The sequence below is a fragment of the Bacillus sp. FAU20 genome, from assembly GCF_056033865.1.
Genome location: NZ_JBVYHY010000029.1, coordinates 1 through 19,116, shown reverse-complemented (window position 1 = coordinate 19,116; position 19,116 = coordinate 1). Strand labels below are relative to the sequence as shown.

Here is a 19,116-nt window from a genome sequence, read left to right as displayed (position 1 = left end):
GAGATTAACAGTTCAGAGATTCGTTCCAAATCCGTTCATTCTAGGAGAGAGAATGTATCGAACAGGAGACCTTGTGAGAATGTTACCTGATGGAAATATTGAGTTTTTAGGAAGAATTGACCATCAAGTGAAAATTCGTGGTTTCAGGATTGAACTGGGTGAGATAGAGAGTCAACTTCTAAAACATAAGGAAGTAAAAGAAGCTGTTGTTATCGCAAGAGAAGATAATAGTCATCATCAATATTTATGTGCGTACTTTACTTCCGAATCATCGAAGGGCGAGATTAGGGTTCAAGAAATTCGAAAGTTTTTGGCAAAAGAGTTACCAGAGTATATGATTCCTGCTTTTTTTGTTCAGCTAGACAAGCTACCACTTACTACAAATGGGAAAGTGGATCGAAAGGCTTTACCAAGTCCTGATGAAAGTTCGGTTGCAGGAGTAGTAGAGTATGAGGCACCAAGGAATACAGTCGAAGAAAAGCTTGTATCCATTTGGCAAGATATTTTAGATATAGAAAACATAGGAATTCAACACAACTTTTTTGAAATTGGAGGCCATTCACTGAAAGCGACTACGATGGTTTCTAGAATCCATAAGGAACTTATGGTGGAGCTACCTTTACGACAAATCTTCCAAACACCTACTATAAAAGGAATTGGAGAATATATTGACTCTACGAAAGAAAGTGTATATGCATCGATCAAAAAAGTAGAAGAACAAGATTATTATCCGCTTTCATCTGCCCAAAGAAGACTCTACATTTTAAACAAAATAGAGGGTAGCGGAGTATCTTATAATATGCCTTTCGCTATGAAAATAAAAGGTGATTTGGATGTTCATCAGCTTGAGAATACATTCTATAAACTAATCGAAAGACATGAGGCCTTAAGAACTTCTTTCGTAATGGTAGATGGTGAACCAGTTCAAAAGATTGAAAAAGAGATAGATTTCCAAGTGACGTATAGAGAAATGGGTACCAATAAGCTAGATGATATGATTAATGGATTTGTTAAACCGTTTGATTTGGAGAAAGGTCCTCTTTTAAGGGTTGAAATTATACATGTCACAGATGATGAGCACGTGATGGTCCTAGATATGCACCATATCATTTCAGATGGAGTTTCAATGAACATTTTAAATAGAGAGCTCTGTAAACTGTATGAAGGGAAAAAGTTATCCCCATTGGACCTACAGTATAAAGATTATGCAGTATGGCAAAAAGACTTGTTTACTCAAGAGGAAATGAAAGAAGCAAGAAGAATATTGGATAAATGTTTTTAAAGAAGAAGTACCTATTTTTAAATATGCCAACAGATTATAAAAGGCCCGCCCGACACAAAGTCTTAGAGGGGCTAAAAGAAAGTTTTGAAATCAGATAGTGAAGGTTGACAAAAAGAACCTTAATAGAAATTGTCAAAAGAAAATGGGGTTACCATGTATATGCTTCTGTTAGCTGGATATACAACTTTACTTTCGAAGATATACCGGGTCAAGATGATATTGTGGTAGGATCTCCAATTGCAGGAAGAAGCCATCATGATTTTGAAAATATTGTCAACGGAATGTTTGTGAATACCCTTGCGATGAGAAATTATCCAAATGAGAGATAAAACATTTCGTAGATTATTTAAGAGAAGTAAAAGAAAATGCATTAAAGGCTTATGAAAATCAAGATTATCCTTTGGATGAACTGGTTGAAAAGATGACTTTTACAAAAGAGATATGAGTAGAAGTGCATTATTTGATACGATGCTGGTATTTCAACACACTGATAATATGCTATTAAATTTGGATGGACTAAAGGTTAGCATGTTAGAAGATCAGAGGGAAATAGTTAAGTTTGATATTACTATACATGTAAGTGAGTTAGAGGATGGATTAGGATTAGAAATTGAATACTGTACGGCTCTCTATAAAAAGGAAACAATAGAGAGGTTTTTAGAGCATTTTATAAACGTCTTAAGAGAAGTAGTAGAAAATCCAGAACAGAAATTAAGTGAAATAGATATATTAACAGAGAAAGAAAAAAGTAAGTTATTAAACGAATTTAATAATACAAAAGGAAAATATGCTAAAGAAAAAACACTTCCAGAGCTTTTTGAAGAACAGGTAGAGAAGACACCTAATAATGTGGCACTTGTTTTTGAAAATCAAAGTATAACATATAAAGAGCTAAACGAAAGGGCAAATAGCCTTGCGCATATACTTCGCGAAAAAGGAGTTGGTCCTGACGTAGTAACGGGAATAATGGTGGAACGCTCTATTGAAATGATAGTAGGTATAATGGGGATTTTAAAAGCTGGAGGAGCTTATTTACCGATTGATCCAACTTATCCTAGGACAAGAAAAGAATATATGTTACGTAATAGCCATATAGAGATACTATGCGTAACGAATGAGGTTCATAGCGATATATCTTTTCATGGACAAATTATACAATTAGATAAATTAAAATATAAAGAAAATAGAACGAATATCAGTAAAATAAATAGTCCTCGAAATTTAGCTTATGTAATATATACATCAGGTTCTACAGGGAATCCTAAAGGGGTAATGATAGAACAAAATAGTGTAAATAACTTAGTCAATGGGTTAAATAATGTAATTTATAAAAGGTTCAATACTAATGTTAATGTCGCGTTGCTAGCACCATTTATATTTGATGCATCGGTGAAACAAATATTTGCCACATTACTTTTAGGACATACCTTATTTGTTGTGCCAAAGGAAGTATGTTGGAATGCAATGAGTTTAATTGAGTATTATGCAACAAATAAAATACATGTATCCGATGCTACTCCGGCACATTTAACAATGCTTAGCTATGTAAATAAAATAGAACAAGAATTAGAAATTAAAGAATTTATTGTAGGAGGAGAGGCATTAACGCCTTATTTAATCAAAGGTTTATTTGGAAAGTTTGCTGATTTTAAACCTAATATCACAAATGTTTATGGGCCTACAGAGTGTTGTGTAGATTCCACAAGTTATAGAATTGAGTTTGATCAAATAAGCGGTGATAAGGTAATTCCGATTGGAAAACCAATTTTAAACACTAATATATATATATTAGACAAGGGAAATAATCTTCAGCCAATTGGAGTAGCTGGGGAACTGTGTGTATCAGGTGAGGGGATAGCAAGAGGATATTTGAATAATCTAGAATTAACAGCTGAAAGGTTTATTGAAAATCCATTTAATAACGGTAAATCTATGTATCGAACTGGAGATCTTGCAAGGTGGTTACCTGATGGGAATATAGAATTTTTAGGACGGATAGATCATCAGGTGAAAATACGTGGTTATCGAATTGAACTTGGAGAAATAGAAAGTCAACTGTCAACTCATCAAGATATCGAAGAAACGATTGTTATAGCTAGAGAAGATAAGGAAAGTAATCAATATTTATGTGCGTATATCGTTTCACAAAAAGAATTACATGCAAGGGAAATTCGAGAATATTTAGAACAGAAACTTCCGGATTATATGATTCCTGGATATTTTGTGAAATTAGATAAACTTCCGTTGACAACGAACGGGAAAGTAGACAGAAAAGCACTTCCTGAACCAGATGGAAGTATTAATACCGGGGTAGAGTATGAGGAACCGAGAAATGAAGTGGAAGAAAAGCTCGTTGAAATTTGGAGAAGTATTATTGGGATAGAGGATATAGGGATTAATCATAATTTCTTTGTATCTGGAGGAGATTCCATTAAGGCAATCCAAATTATATCTAGATTATCTAGAATTGGTCTTAAACTAGAAATGAAAGATTTATTTGCAAATCCAAAAATTAAAAATCTTGGAAAATATATAAAACGAGAAAAGAAAGAACAAAAGGTTCATGAAATAGTAAATGGGGAAGTAGAATTAACGCCGATACAAAGTTGGTATTTTGAGAAAAACCAAGAAGAGAAACATCATTTTAATCAATCGTTCATGCTATTTAGAGAAAATGGATTTGATGAAAAACAGATAGAAGAAGTATTTAATAAAATTATGGAACATCATGATGCTTTACGCATGATATATAAAGAAAAAGAGGGAGAAATAATTCAATATAATAGAGGTTATGACAAGAACCTATTTGATTTATATATTCATGATGTTAAGGGTGTTGAGAATAAGGAAGAGAAGGTATATGAAATTGCTACAAATATTCAAAAAGAGATGGATATTAAAGAAGGTAAACTTGTAAAGCTTTGTATATTTAAATCTGATGAAGGAGATCATCTTCTGATTGCGATTCATCACCTTGTAGTGGATGGAGTATCATGGAGAATCCTACTCGAAGATTTGGAGACTTTATATTCACAACTAGAAAAGGGTGAAAAGCTAGAAATAGGATTCAAAACAGATTCCTATAAAGAATTTGCATCAAAGTTAAAAGCTTATAGTGTGAGTAGGGAATTAATGAAAGAAAGGGAATATTGGACAAGTATATCAAAAGAGAATGTACAGTTTATCCCTAAAAAGAAAGAAATCACAAAAAACAACTTTGAAAATAGTAGTACAGTAAGTATTACATTAGATAAAGAACTCACTACATCTTTACTTAGAAATACAAATAGGGCATATAACACAGAAATAAATGATATTTTATTAACAGCTTTAGCAGTTGGAACCAGAGAATTGACGGGGAAATACAAGCTAAAAGTAAATATGGAAGGGCATGGAAGAGAGGACGTAATAGAGAATTTCGAAATCAATAGGACTGTTGGCTGGTTCACGACGATGTATCCAGTGCTTTTAGATATAGGGAATGAAAATGAACTTTCGACCAACATAAAGACAGTTAAAGAAACTTTGAGAAAAATACCAAATAAAGGAATAGGTTATGGGGTATTAAAACATTTAGCAAAAGATAAGGGATTTATGAATGAAGAAAAGGCACCAATTTCATTTAACTATTTAGGTGAATTGGATCAAGATATTAACAGGAGAGAATTCTCTGCATCGAAATGGTCTATAGGTGAAACAGTGGGTAAGAAAATTAATAGGAATACATCTATAGAAATGAATTCAATGGTTTTAAATGGTGAATTGGTTATTCATACAACATTTAATAAATTAGAATACAGTGAAAAAATGATAAAGGACTTAAATCAGAAATATAAAGAAAGTCTTGAAATGATAATTAATCACTGTGCGAATAAAGTAGAACCAGACCAAACACCTTTTGATTATGGAGATATAAATATAACATTAGAAGAACTTGAAGAAATAAAAGAAAAATACAATGGTTTTATTATTGAGAAAATATATCCGTTAGCAAATATGCAAAAAGGGATGTTATTCCACGCATTAGAAGATAAAAATTCTAGTATGTATTTTGAACAAATTGTAATGGATATAAAAGGGACTGTAGATGTAGATATTTTAGAAAAATCATTTAATACAATAATGAGGAGACACGAAATATTAAGAGCAGCATTTGAGTATGAATTAGTGGAGGAACCAAGACACGTCATACTTCAAGATAGAAAAGTAGGTTTCAAATATTATGATATTCAAGACGAAAGCATTAAGCAGAAAACAAAGTTTATAGAGAATTATTTACAAAATGATAAACAAAAAGGCTTTAATTTAAGTGAAGAGTTAACATTAATGAGAATTAGCTTAATTCAAATGAATCAGGATTCATATAAATTGGTATGGAGTCATCATCACATATTGTTAGATGGATGGTGTCTTGGGATTATATTAGGTGAGTTCTTTGATGTTTATGGAAGAAAGATGAAAGGTGAAGATAGCCATTTAGCGGAGCCAACACCATATAGTGATTATATAAGATGGCTGGAAGAACAGGATAAAGAAGAAGGATTAGCACATTGGAAGAGCTATTTGGATGGATATGAAGAACAAGCACAGGTTCCTAAAATCTTGAATAAAGTTAATGAATATAAAAGAAAAGAAAAAATGATAGAATTTTCAAAAGAAATGACTCGTAACATTATTCAACTCGCAAATAGAAATCAAGTTACTTTTAATACCGTACTGCAGGCAATTTGGGGCATTCTTTTAGCGAGGTACAATAATATAGAAGATGTTGTATTTGGAACAGTCGTATCAGGAAGAGAGGCAAAAGTAGAAGGAATTGAAGCGATGGTAGGATTATTCATTAATACAATTCCGACTCGAGTTAAACTGGAAAAAGATAGTAGTTTTAAAGAGGTTTTAAGAAATGTCCAGGATGAATCAATAGAAAATAATAAATATAACTATATAAATTTAGCTGAAATTCAATCTTTACATGATCTAAAAAGAAATCTAATTGATCATGTAATGGTATTTCAAAATTATTCACTGGATGATAGTAGTTTTAATCATGCAGAAAGTAATACAGGTTTTATGTGTCAAAATATAAGGGGAGAAGAGCAAACCAATTATGGATTCAACATTGTAGCAATTCCTGGAGAACAGTTAGTATTAAAATTAACTTATAACGAAAAGATTTATCCACAGGAAATAATAGACAATATAGAAATGCATCTTAAAAAGGTAACGGAACAAGTTGTTTTAAATGAGGATAAGAAATTAAATGAGATAGACATAATCCCAGAGAAAGAGCGAGATGTATTATTGTATAGATTTAATGATACAAAGACGAATTATCCGAAGGATAAGACTATACATCAGCTGTTTGAGGAACAGGTAGAGAAAACGCCTAATCATATTGCCGTTGAATTTGAAGGCACTAAAATGACGTATCAAGAATTAAATGAAAGGTCTAATCAAGTTGCTAGATGGTTACGAGATAAAGGAATTACTGCAAATACAATTGTGGGAATTATGGTTGAGAGATCCCCTGAGATGATAATTGGAATAATGGGTATCTTAAAATCAGGTTCAGCTTATTTGCCGATAGATCCTAAATCTCCTCAGGATAGAATTAAATTTATGATACAAGATAGTGATATTCAAATTCTATTAACGCAGGAGAAGTTCATTAATGATTCCTCATTGGATGTAGAGATGGTTAGTTTAGATAAGAGTGAGAATTTTCAATTGAGTAAAGAGAATTTAGCTCCTATAAATGATTCTGAGAACATAGCTTATATCATATATACATCGGGCTCTACTGGAGTACCAAAAGGTGTGGTAACATCACATTCTAATGCAGTAAGGGTTGTTCGTGACACAAACTATATTAAGATTGATGCAGATGATATTATTTTACAGCTTTCAAATTATTCTTTTGATGGATCCGTATTTGACATCTACGGTGCATTGTTAAATGGTGCAAAATTAGTGATGGTATCAATAGATACAGTATTGAATTTAAGTAAGCTAACAAAATTAATAAAAGAAGAAAAAATTAGTGTTATGTTTATAACTACAGCCTTATTTAATACATTGGTTGATTTAGAAATAGAGTGTTTATCTAATATAAGAAAAATCCTCTTTGGTGGTGAAAGAATTTCAGTATCACATACAAAACGAGCATTGGAGTATTTAGGGAAAGATAAGCTGATTCATGTATACGGTCCGACAGAAAGTACTGTTTTTGCTACGTATTATTGTATAAATGAAATCAATGAAGAATTCGACACAATACCAATTGGGAAGCCATTAGCAAATACTTCAGCATTTATAGTAGATGGAAATCAGAGACTACTTCCAATCGGCGTAGCTGGAGAACTTTGTTTAAGTGGAGCAGGATTGGCTCATGGATATTTAAACCGACCAGATTTGACAGCAGAAAAGTTTGTCTCAAATCCATTTATACCAGAAGAAAAAATGTATCGAACAGGGGATCTCGTTAGGATGTTGCCTGATGGAAATATTGAGTTCTTAGGTAGAATAGATCATCAAGTGAAAGTTCGTGGTTTCAGGATTGAACTTGGTGAGATAGAGAGTCAGCTACTTAAATATAAAAAAGTAAAGGAAGCTATTGTTATCGTAAGAGATGATATTCATGGTGAAAAATATATATGCGCTTACTTTACTTCTGAAACATGGAAAGATGAATTAATAATTCAAGAAATTAGAAAGTATCTAACTAAAAAGCTTCCAGAGTATATGATTCCTGCATTTTTTGTTCAACTTGATAAGCTACCGCTAACTACAAATGGGAAAGTAGACCGAAAGTCATTACCAAAGCCTGATGGGAATGTAACAACTGAGGTAGAGTACGTAGCACCAAGTAATTTTGTAGAAGAGACTATTATTTCAATTTGGGAAGAAATCCTAGGCATCAAATCTATTGGAATTTCTCATAACTTCTTTGAAATAGGAGGAAATTCACTGAAGTTAATGAGTGCTGTTGCTGCTATTAATAAAGTTTTAAATACAGATATAAGCATTCACAATTTCTTTGAGAATCCAAGTGTAATGGGTTTAGCAAATTATATCCTATCAACTGAACATGATCGTCAAAATAGTTCTTATGATTATGTTGAGGAAGAGGTATAACGGTTTAAAATGAAATTCATTTCTTTTGGAGGTAAAAGATATTAGTAATAGGTGTAAAAAGGCAGATTTTCTATAATGTTGATTGTTTTGAGATTTCAGATTTAATTATAAGAAAAGGGGATTTATCCTAGGAAAACTGTACAATCTATACTTCTTCTCAGCAGAGAAAAAGGAATAGATTGTGCAGTTAAGCTAGGCCCAATGGTTTGAATTTCAAAGATGTATATGGAATTTGATAGTTGTTTTAGTTATTTACTAATAGTGTGAGAAATTGAATGGGCACCGCGAAGGGAATGATTCTAGTTATGGATATTAAAGGGTTTATAAATGATTTGAAAAAATCAAACATTTTCTTATATCAGAATCAAGGGAAGATAAAAATTATTGGACCTCGTGAACTAATAACAGCTGAATTAAAGGGAAAAATAAAGTTATATAAAGAAAAAATTATTATAGCTTTAAAAAATGAAGATATAGAAAAAAAGAATGAAATTCCAAAAGCGAAACAATCAGAAAATAATTGTTATACCTTATCAATGGCACAAAAAAGGATGCTTATTTTAAATAATTTGGAATCTAAAGGTACGACATATAATATTCCTTTAGTTATCAAAATCGTGGGCGATTTTCAAATGCAAGTTTTTAAGAATGCTTTTAAGGTACTAATTGATAGACATGAAGCATTAAGAACATCCTTTGTAATGATTGATGGAGAACCAGTTCAAAAGATAGAAAAAGAAATAGATTTTAAAATTGAATATAGTGAATTAGGAGAAGATAGCGTATCAGAACGAGTGGCACGATTTATAAGACCTTTTGATTTAGAGATAGCGCCGCTTCTAAGGGTAGAGATTTTACGTGTTAATCAGAATGAGCATATCATGATGCTTGATATGCATCATATTATTTTAGATGGAGTATCAATGGGGATTTTAATGAAGGAGTTAGCTGATTTAGTTAGAGAAAAAGAATTAGCACCATTAAAAGTTCAGTATAAAGACTATTCGGAATGGCAAAAAGAATACTATAAAGGAGATAACATAAAGCAGCAGGAGGAATATTGGCTCAAGGTATTTGAGGGTGACATTCCAGTTCTGAATATGCCAACTGATTTTCCAAGACCACAAATACAAAGTAGTGAGGGAGATAGGCTTGGTTTTGAAATAGATTCTGAATTAACAAATAAACTTAAATTTCTTGCAAGGGAAAATGGAGTTACTATGTATATGCTTCTTTTAGCAGTATATAAAACGCTTCTTTCTAAATATACAAGGCAAGAGGACATAATAGTTGGTTCACCAATTGCGGGAAGAACACATGATGATTTAAAAAATACAATTGGCATGTTTGTCAATACCCTTGCAATGAGAAGTTATCCAAAAGCAGATACTAAATTCATTGATTATTTAAAACAAGTAAAAGAAAACACATTAAATGCTTATGAGAATCAAGAATATCAATTTGATACATTAGTAGAGAAACTAAATTTAAAGAAAGAAACAAGTAGAAGCGCATTGTTTGATACGATGTTTGATATACAAACTCAAAATAATTTTGAGTTTAATATAAATGGAGTAACCACTGAGGTTTGCGATATTGATTTTAATGTGGCGAAATTTGATTTAAGTCTTACGGCGATAGAATATACAGATCATTTGAAATTTGATTTGCAATATTGCACAAAATTATTTAAAAAAGAAACAATCAAAAGACTTGCAGGTCATTTAGTAAATGTAATAAAGGAAATTACCAATAATCCGGGGCTTAAATTAGGAGAAATAAATTTACTTTCAGAAGAAGAAACGGAAATCATATTACACAAATTTAATGATACCATGGCCGAATTTCCTAAAAATAAGACCTTAAACCATGTATTTGAAGAGCAGGTTCTAAAAACACCAAATCATATTGCAGTTATATTTGAAGAGGAACAATTAACATATAAACAACTAAATGAAAAAGCAAATCGACTGGCAAGGTTGCTTAGAAAAAATGGTGCAAAGCCGGATACTGTAATAGGAATTATGGCGGATAAATCCCCAGAAATGATAATTGGCATATTGGCAATTTTAAAAGCTGGAGCAGCATATTTACCAATTGACCCTGAGTATCCTGAAGAAAGAATTGAATATATGCTAAAAGATAGTGAAGCAAAACAGTTGTTACTCAGGAGCACTTACAATTCAAAGTAAGAATAGTTCCAAGTATTTTATTTAATGATGAAGAAATTAGTTCTTTAAATAAGGACAACCTAGAAAATTTAAATCATTCATCTGATTTAGCTTATTTAATATATACGTCAGGTTCTAGTGGAAAGCCTAAAGGGGTTATGACTACACATCGTAACGTCATTAACTATATTTATGCATTTTCAAAACAAATTACTTTAAATGAAGAAGATTCTATATTACAAGTAGTTTCATTTTCATTTGATGCTTTTACGGAAGAAACATTTCCTATTTTGGCTAATTCAGGGAAATTAATTATTAGTAAAAAAATTGGTGATCTGAACATAGATGAGCTAGTTAAAAATATTGAAAAATATAATGTGACTTTAGTAAGCTGTTCACCACTGTTACTCAATGAAATTGATAAAAATAAGCATTTAATACTTAATAAAAATATGAAATTTATTAGTGGTGGAGATGTTTTAAAGTATGAATATATAAAAAATATTATTGAGATTGCCGATGTTTATAATTCATATGGTCCTACAGAAACAACTGTTTGTGCAACATATTATAAGGTCAGTTCCAATGATTGTATGGGAATGAGTGTACCTATAGGTAAACCACTAAGCAATTATAAATTATATGTTTTGGATAATAACGCTCAATTACTGCCGATAGGAATACCTGGTGAATTATATATAGGTGGAGAAGGTGTAGCGCGAGGATACAAAAATAAAAAAGAATTAACTGAAGAAAAATTCAAGTCTAATGCTTTTAGTTTAGGAGAACGAGTGTATCGGACTGGAGATTTAGTAAGATGGCTACCTGATGGAAATATTGAATTTTTAGGTAGAATAGATAATCAGGTAAAAATTCACGGTTTTAGAATTGAACTGGAAGAAATTGAATATCACTTATTAAGACAATCGAACATAAAAGAAGCTAAAGTAATTGATAAAGAGGGGATAGATGGAAACAGATATCTTTGCGCATTTATTACAGTTAATGATTTGAATGAAGAACTGAACATAGATAAAGTGAGAGAGTTGCTTGCCAAAGAGCTTCCTGGTTACATGATTCCTTTGCATTTCATAGAGATGGAAAAATTGCCGATTACACTTAATGGAAAAGTGGATGTGAAAGCATTACCGGAACCAGATTTCAATAAATTTATAGAAAATCATTATGAAGCACCTCGAAATCTAGTAGAAGAGAAGTTGGCTTTAGTGTGGAAGGACGTTTTGGGTATAGAGAAAATTGGAATAAATCATAACTTCTTTGAAGCTGGAGGACATTCACTAAAAGCTTTTTCATTGGTATCAAAGATACACAAAGAATTAAATGTTGAAATACCATTAAAACAAATATTTAATTTTCCTACTATCAAAGGCATTGGCGAATATATAAAAGGGAAAGAAACGAGTACTTACTCAAAAATAAAGAAAGCTGAGGAAAAGCAATTTTATAATCTTTCATCGGCTCAAAAAAGGCTATATATTTTAAATCAAATAGAGGATAGTGGAATTACTTACAATCTACCAGTTGTTATACAAATGAAGGGGCGCTTTCAATTGGACACTTTTGAAAAAGCCTTTAAAGCATTAATTGATAGACATGAAGCATTAAGAACTTCTTTTGTAATGATTGATGGAGAACCAGTTCAAAAGATAGAAAAAGAAATAGATTTTAAAATTGAATATAGTGAATTAGGGAAAGAGAACGTATCAGAACGAGTGGCGCGATTCATAAGACCCTTTAATCTAGAGGTAGCTCCTCTTCTAAGGGTAGAAATCGTACAAGTTAGTCAGGATGTGCATATCATGATGCTTGATATGCATCATATTATTTCAGACGGAGTATCAATGAGCATTTTGATGAAAGAGTTAACAGATATATTTGGAGAAAAAAAATTAGCGCCATTAGAAATTCAATATAAAGACTATTCAGAATGGAAAGAAAAGTTTTGTAACGGTGATAATATAAAGAAACAGGAGGAATATTGGCTTAAAGTATTTGAGGATGAGATACCAGTTCTGAATATGCCAACTGACTTTCCAAGACCACAAATACAAAGTAGCGAGGGAGATAGATTAAGTTTTGAAATAGATCCTGAACTAACAAACAAGCTTAAAATGTTTGCAAGGGAAAATGGAGTTACTATGTATATGCTACTTTTAGCAGCATATACAACGCTACTTTCGAAATATACGGGACAAGAAGACATTATAGTTGGCTCGCCAACTGCAGGAAGACAACATGATGATTTGAAAAATACTATTGGTATGTTTGTTAATACTCTTGTGATGAGAAATCGTCCTAAAGCAGACAGTAGATTCATTGATTATTTGAAGAAAGTAAAAGAAAACACCTTAAATTCTTATGAAAATCAAGATTATCAATTTGATGAATTAGTTGAAAAGCTAGCCTTAAAAAGGGATATTAGTAGAAACGCATTGTTTGATACGATGTTTTCTATTCAAAATTTAGATAATCTAGAGTTGAATATAAAAGGCTTAAAAATCGAACCGTATAACATTGATTTTAAAGCGGCAAAGTTTGATTTAAGTTTATCGGCAATTGAAAATACAGATCATATAGAATTTATTTTAGAGTATTGCACAAAATTATTTAAAAAAGAAACAATACAAAGAATTGGAAATCATGTAGTTAATATCTTAAAAGAAATTGTTAATAATCCTGAACAAAAATTAAGTGAAATAAATTTGCTTTCACAAGAAGAAAGAGAAATGATATTAAACAAGTATAATGATACTGCTGTTGAATATCCACTAGGTACTATACACGAACTTTTTGAAGAGCAGGTTAAAAAAACACCAAATCATATAGCTGTAGTGTTCGAAGAAAAGCAGTTGACCTATGAAGAATTGAATAAAAAAGCAAATAAACTAGCTAGAACTTTGAGAGAAAAAGGTGTTGTACAAAATAGTATAGTTGCAATAATGGTGGATAGATCAGTAGAAATGATTGTAGGAATATTGGGGGTTCTAAAAGCTGGAGGAGCATATCTGCCGATAGATCCAGAATACCCTACAGAGAGAATAGAATTTATGCTTGAGGATAGTAGTGCGGACATTATTATTACCCAAGAACATCTAACGGATAAAAATGGTTCCTACGGTGAAGTAGTAAATATAAATCATATAGATATATATGATATCGATGAAGATAATTTGAATCATATCAATTCACCAGATGATTTAGTGTATATCATATATACATCAGGAACAACTGGAAACCCTAAAGGTGTGTTAGTAGAGCATAAAAATTTGGTTAATGCCCATTACACTTGGAGAGATCACTATGAATTGTCAAAGTATGAAGTGAATTTATTACAAATGGCTAGTATGTCGTTTGATGTATTTGCAGGGGACTTATGTAGAAGTTTATTAAATGGCGGGACAATGTATATAGTACCGAGTCATATCAAGCTAGAACTAGATTTATTATATAAGATAATTAAGAAGTATAAGATTAATATTTTTGAATCCACTCCAAGTCTTATTATACCTTTTATGAATTATGTATATGAAAATAATTTTGATCTCACGACATTACGATTATTAATATTAGGTTCTGATAGCTGTCCTATACATGAGTACAAAAATTTGGTTAAAAGATATGGGGAGAATATGAGAGTAATTAATAGCTATGGAGTTACAGAAGCAACTATTGATTCTAGCTATTATGAAGAAGAGTACGATTATATACCACAAATGGTAAATACTCCTATAGGAAAGCCGTTAAATAACACAAAATATTATGTTTTAAACTCTTTATTAGAACCACAACCTATAGGGGTGTATGGTGAATTGTACATTGGTGGAAAAGGTCTTGCAAAAGGATACTTAAACAAGCCAGATCTTACTCATGAAAGGTTTGTTTCAAATGGCTTTATACCTGGTGAAAAAATGTATAAAACAGGAGATTTGGCAAGATGGCTTTCAGATGGAAATATTGAGTTTTTAGGAAGAATAGACAATCAAGTAAAGGTTCGAGGGTTTAGGGTAGAAATAGGAGAAATTGAAGCTAAACTATTAGGTAATCAAAATATAAATCAGGCGGTAGTAATTGATCGGAAAGATAATGCTGGTTTTACCTATTTATGTGCATACATAATAGCTAAAGAGGAGCTAACTACAAGTGAATTAAGAGACTACTTGTCAAATTATTTACCAGATTATATGATTCCTTCATTTTTTATTCAATTAGATAAAATGCCTCTTACACCGAATGGAAAAATAGATAGAAAAGCATTGCCTCTTGTACAAGAGGGGGACCTTTCTAAGGGAACAGATTATGAAGCGCCTCGAAATGAAGTGGAAGAACATCTTGTATCAGCTTGGCAGGATGTCTTGGGTATTAAAGAAATTGGAATTAACGATAGTTTTTTTGAGGTTGGTGGAGATTCTATAAAAGCGTTACAAATAGTTTCTAAACTATCGAAAGTGAATCTTAAACTCAAAATTAAAGATTTATTTGAAAACCCGAAAATTAAAAATCTTAGTAAGTATGTAAAAAATGAATCGAGAGTAAAGAAAAACTATGAAATAATTCAGGGAAATGTTCCTTTAATGCCAATACAGAAAAGACATTTTGTATTAAACGAAGCATTAAATAATAAAGAGCTAAATCACTATAATCAATCATTTATGCTGTATAGAAAAAATGGATTTGAAGAACAGATTGTAGAAAAGGTGTTTCGTAAAATTTGTGAAAAACACGATGCTTTACGAATGATTTATAAAGAGGAAAATGGTGAAATTATTCAATATAATCGTGATTTAAATGGGGATTTCTTTGATTTATATGTCCATGATATTAAGAATCAAGATAATCAACAGGAGATAGTGGGTCAACTAGCAACAAATATACAAAAAGAAATTTCGATTACTGACGGTAAAATGTTAAAACTTTGCATTTTTAGAACAAATGAGGGTGATCATTTGCTTATTACTATCCATCATCTTGTAATAGATGGAGTATCATGGCGAATATTATTCGAAGATTTCGAAATGTTATACAAACAAGCATATCTCAATGAAAAACTTGATATAGGTTTTAAAACGGATTCATTTAAGGAGTTTTCAGAAAATTTAATGGATTATGCGGTAGGTAATAAACTTCTAAAAGAAAAAAAATATTGGGCAGACATATCTAAAATGAAAGTAGATTTTTTAGCAAAAAATGAAGAAATAGATGTGACCGATTATAAAAATAGCAAGACCTTAACCATTTCACTAAATAAGGAGAACACTCAAAAGTTATTGGGAGAAACAAACAAAACATATAATACTCAAATAAATGATATCCTTTTAGCGGCTTTGTTAGTAACAGTAAGAGATTTAACAGGAGAAAACAGGCTGAAAATTCTCATGGAAGGTCATGGAAGAGAAGAAGTCATTGAAAACATAGATGTTAGTAGGACTATTGGGTGGTTTACTACAATATACCCTGTATATTTTGATTTAGGTAAAGAAAAAGAAATTTCTATGAGTATAAAATTGGTAAAAGAGACTTTAAGAAAAATTCCTAATAACGGAATAGGATATGGGGTTTTAAAATACCTAAAAAAGGATCAAGATTTGTTAAATGATGAAACGGCACCTATATTATTTAATTATTTGGGAGAAATGAGTAAAAAAGCGACCGATGAAGAATTTTCTGCATCATGGCTATCACCTGGCGAAAGTATAGGTGGCGAAAATGCAAGAGATGCTTCTATAGAAATTAATTCAATAATTGTAGAGGATACATTAATAATAAACACTACCTTCAATGAAGGGGAATATTCTGAATTTTTAATCGCTGATTTTAACCAAAAGTATAAAGAGAACCTTGAAATGATAATCAATCATTGTATTAATCAAACGGAATCAGAAAAAACAGCTTCCGATTATGGTTACAATAAAATGTCACTAGAAGAGCTTGATGAGTTACTAGGTGAATATGAATTCATCGATAATTAAAGCCTGGAGGCAAAACACAATCATAGCGACTACTTAATTGTACAAATCATATTTATAATTTTTGTGCCTTTTCCGACGGAAACTATTTAGGGGGATAAATTTATGAAAGTTAATAAAGTTGAGAAAATCTATCCATTGTCAAATATGCAAAAGGGGATACTGTTTCATGCTATTGAAGATAAAAATTCAGATGCATATTTTGAACAAATTATATTAGATATAAAAGGTTATGTAGATGAAACTATTTTTGAGGAAAGTTTCAACGAGATTATGAAACGGCACGAAGTGTTAAGAGCATCATTTAATTATAAATTGGACGAGCCATTACATGTAATATTAAGGGATAGAAAAATTAAGTTTAGCTACAATGATGTAAGTAATTTAGATTTAAACACTAAAGATTTATATGTGGAAAAATATATAGTAGATGATAAGGTGAAGGGCTTTGACCTAACAAAAGAAACCCTTATGAGAATTTGTTTGATCAAAACAAATGATAACTCATATAAAGTAATTTGGAGCTTTCATCATATATTACTTGATGGTTGGTGTATTGGGATTATATTAGATGAGTTATTTACTATCTATTCACATAAAATGAAAGGTGAAGAGCATCAATTAGAAGATCCTAGACCCTATAGTGATTATATAAATTGGCTAAATAATCAGGATAATGAAGAAGGATTGAAGTATTGGAGTAAGTATCTGGAGGGGTATGAGTCAACTGCTACCCTCCCTAAATTTAATAACTCTAGTGCTGGAAAGTATCAGAGAAGAGAAAAAGTGATAGAGTTTTCAAAAGAGTTAACTGATAAGATTACACAACTGGCAAATAAGAATAACGTCACCTTAAATACAGTGATGCAGAGTATTTGGGGGCTTATTCTAGCGAAGTATAACAATAGTGAGGATGTTGTTTTTGGAACAGTTGTCTCAGGCAGAGATGCAGCTGTAGAAGGTATAGAGAATATGTTAGGTTTATTTATAAATACAATACCAACTAGAATAAAGTTGCAAAGTGAAAAATCATTTAAAGAGGTTTTAAAAGCAACTCAACATGATGCAATAGAGGGTAATGATTATAATTATATTAATTTAGCCGAAGTTCAAGCTCTTAGCAACTTAAAAAGTAATCTTATTGATCATATATTAGTATTTGAAAATTATGCTATTGATGAAAAAGGATTGGAAGAAAAGGAAAGTGGATTAGGGTTCGAAGTTGTATCTGTAACCGACGAAGAGAGAAGTAATTATAGCCTAAGCCTTACTGTAGGAATAGGAGAGAAATTGAAACTAACAATTGTATATGATGAAAATGTATATGAAGAAAGACTAATCAACAATTTAGAGTGTCATATTCAAAATGTAACGAAGCAAGTTATCGAAAATGATGCTAAGAAATTGATCGATATAGATTTAATTTCAGAAGAGGAAAGAAACATCCTTCTTTATAAATTTAATGAAACAACCGTTGAATATCCTAAAGATAGGTTGATACATCAATTGTTTGAGGAACAGGTTGAGAAGACACCTGACCGTGTGGCAGTTAGCTTTAAAAGTAATAACCTAACTTATAGGGAATTAAATGAAAAATCAAATCAAATAGCTAGACTACTGCGAGAAAAAGGTGTTCAATCAAACACAATTGTAGGAATCATGGTGGACCGTTCTTTAGAAATGATTATAGGAATTATGGGGATTTTAAAATCCGGAGCGGCGTATTTACCAATTGATCCTGAGACTCCTAAAGAGAGAATTGACTACATGTTACAAGATAGTAATGTAAAAGTTTTATTGACTCAAGATAGATGTATAAGTCAACTTAATTTGAATGTGGAGTTAATTAATTTAGATCAAGAGAATTTTTTAAGGCTAAGTACAGATAATTTGAATTTGATAAATCATTCAAGTGATACAGCTTATATCATTTATACTTCAGGATCAACAGGAACACCAAAAGGAGTAGTTATTCCGCATTATAGTGCAATTAGAGTAGTTAAGAATACAAATTATATTGAAATTAATGAGAATGATACGATACTACAACTTTCGAATTATGCTTTTGATGGGTCTATATTTGATATTTATGGTGCGCTTCTAAATGGTGCAAAGTTAATAATGGTTGAGAAGGACACTGTATTAAGTCTTGTTAAACTAGCTAAGTTAATAAAGGAAGAACAGATAAGTATTATGTTTATTACCACAGCTTTATTTAATGCGCTTGTAGATTTAGAAATAGATTGTTTAGATAAAATAAGAAAAATATTATTCGGTGGTGAAAGAGTTTCAGTTTCACATGTGAACAAAGCCCTTGAGAAATTGGGCAAAGATAAAATTATTCATGTTTATGGTCCAACTGAAAGCACGGTATATGCTACTTATTATTTTGTTAATGAAGTAACTGAGGTTATCCCAATAGGAAAACCGTTAGCAAATACTTCGGTTTTTGTAGTAGATAAAAATTCTAACCTGCTTCCACTTGGTGTGCCTGGAGAACTATGTATTTCTGGAGACGGATTAAGTAAAGGGTATTTAAATAACG

The 19,116-nt window shown here is 31.3% G+C and carries 5 protein-coding genes and 1 pseudogene; all 6 read left to right on the top strand.

Features of this window, described 5'->3' with window-relative positions:
* Positions 1-1,336: pseudogene (locus AC0OM3_RS28185) on the top strand (condensation domain-containing protein); the annotation flags it as partial.
* A 50-nt stretch (positions 1,337-1,386) separates the two neighbouring features.
* Positions 1,387-1,611, top strand: a complete 225-nt coding sequence (locus tag AC0OM3_RS28180) for a condensation domain-containing protein (protein WP_474213366.1) — start codon at positions 1,387-1,389, stop codon at positions 1,609-1,611.
* A gap of 112 nt (positions 1,612-1,723) precedes the next feature.
* Entirely contained in the window at positions 1,724-8,416 is a 6,693-nt protein-coding gene (locus tag AC0OM3_RS28175) for an amino acid adenylation domain-containing protein (protein WP_474213364.1), read from the top strand.
* A gap of 305 nt (positions 8,417-8,721) precedes the next feature.
* The gene (locus AC0OM3_RS28170; RefSeq protein ID WP_474213362.1) at positions 8,722-10,608 is read left to right on the top strand and encodes a condensation domain-containing protein; all 1,887 of its coding nucleotides are present in this window, start codon (positions 8,722-8,724) and stop codon (positions 10,606-10,608) included.
* A 2-nt stretch (positions 10,609-10,610) separates the two neighbouring features.
* Positions 10,611-16,574: an amino acid adenylation domain-containing protein gene (locus AC0OM3_RS28165; RefSeq protein WP_474213368.1), complete on the top strand. Its 5,964-nt coding sequence runs from the start codon at positions 10,611-10,613 to the stop codon at positions 16,572-16,574.
* Positions 16,575-16,676: 102 nt separating this feature from the next.
* A partial coding sequence (locus tag AC0OM3_RS28160) for a non-ribosomal peptide synthetase (RefSeq protein ID WP_474213360.1) occupies positions 16,677-19,116 on the top strand: 2,440 nt, incomplete at its 3' end.

Bases quoted from the DNA above. Each gene is read 5' to 3' on its own strand.
- AC0OM3_RS28170 (WP_474213362.1), top strand. From the start codon at position 8,722: ATGGATATTAAAGGGTTTATAAATGATTTGAAAAAATCAAACATTTTC.
- AC0OM3_RS28175 (WP_474213364.1), top strand. From the start codon at position 1,724: ATGAGTAGAAGTGCATTATTTGATACGATGCTGGTATTTCAACACACT.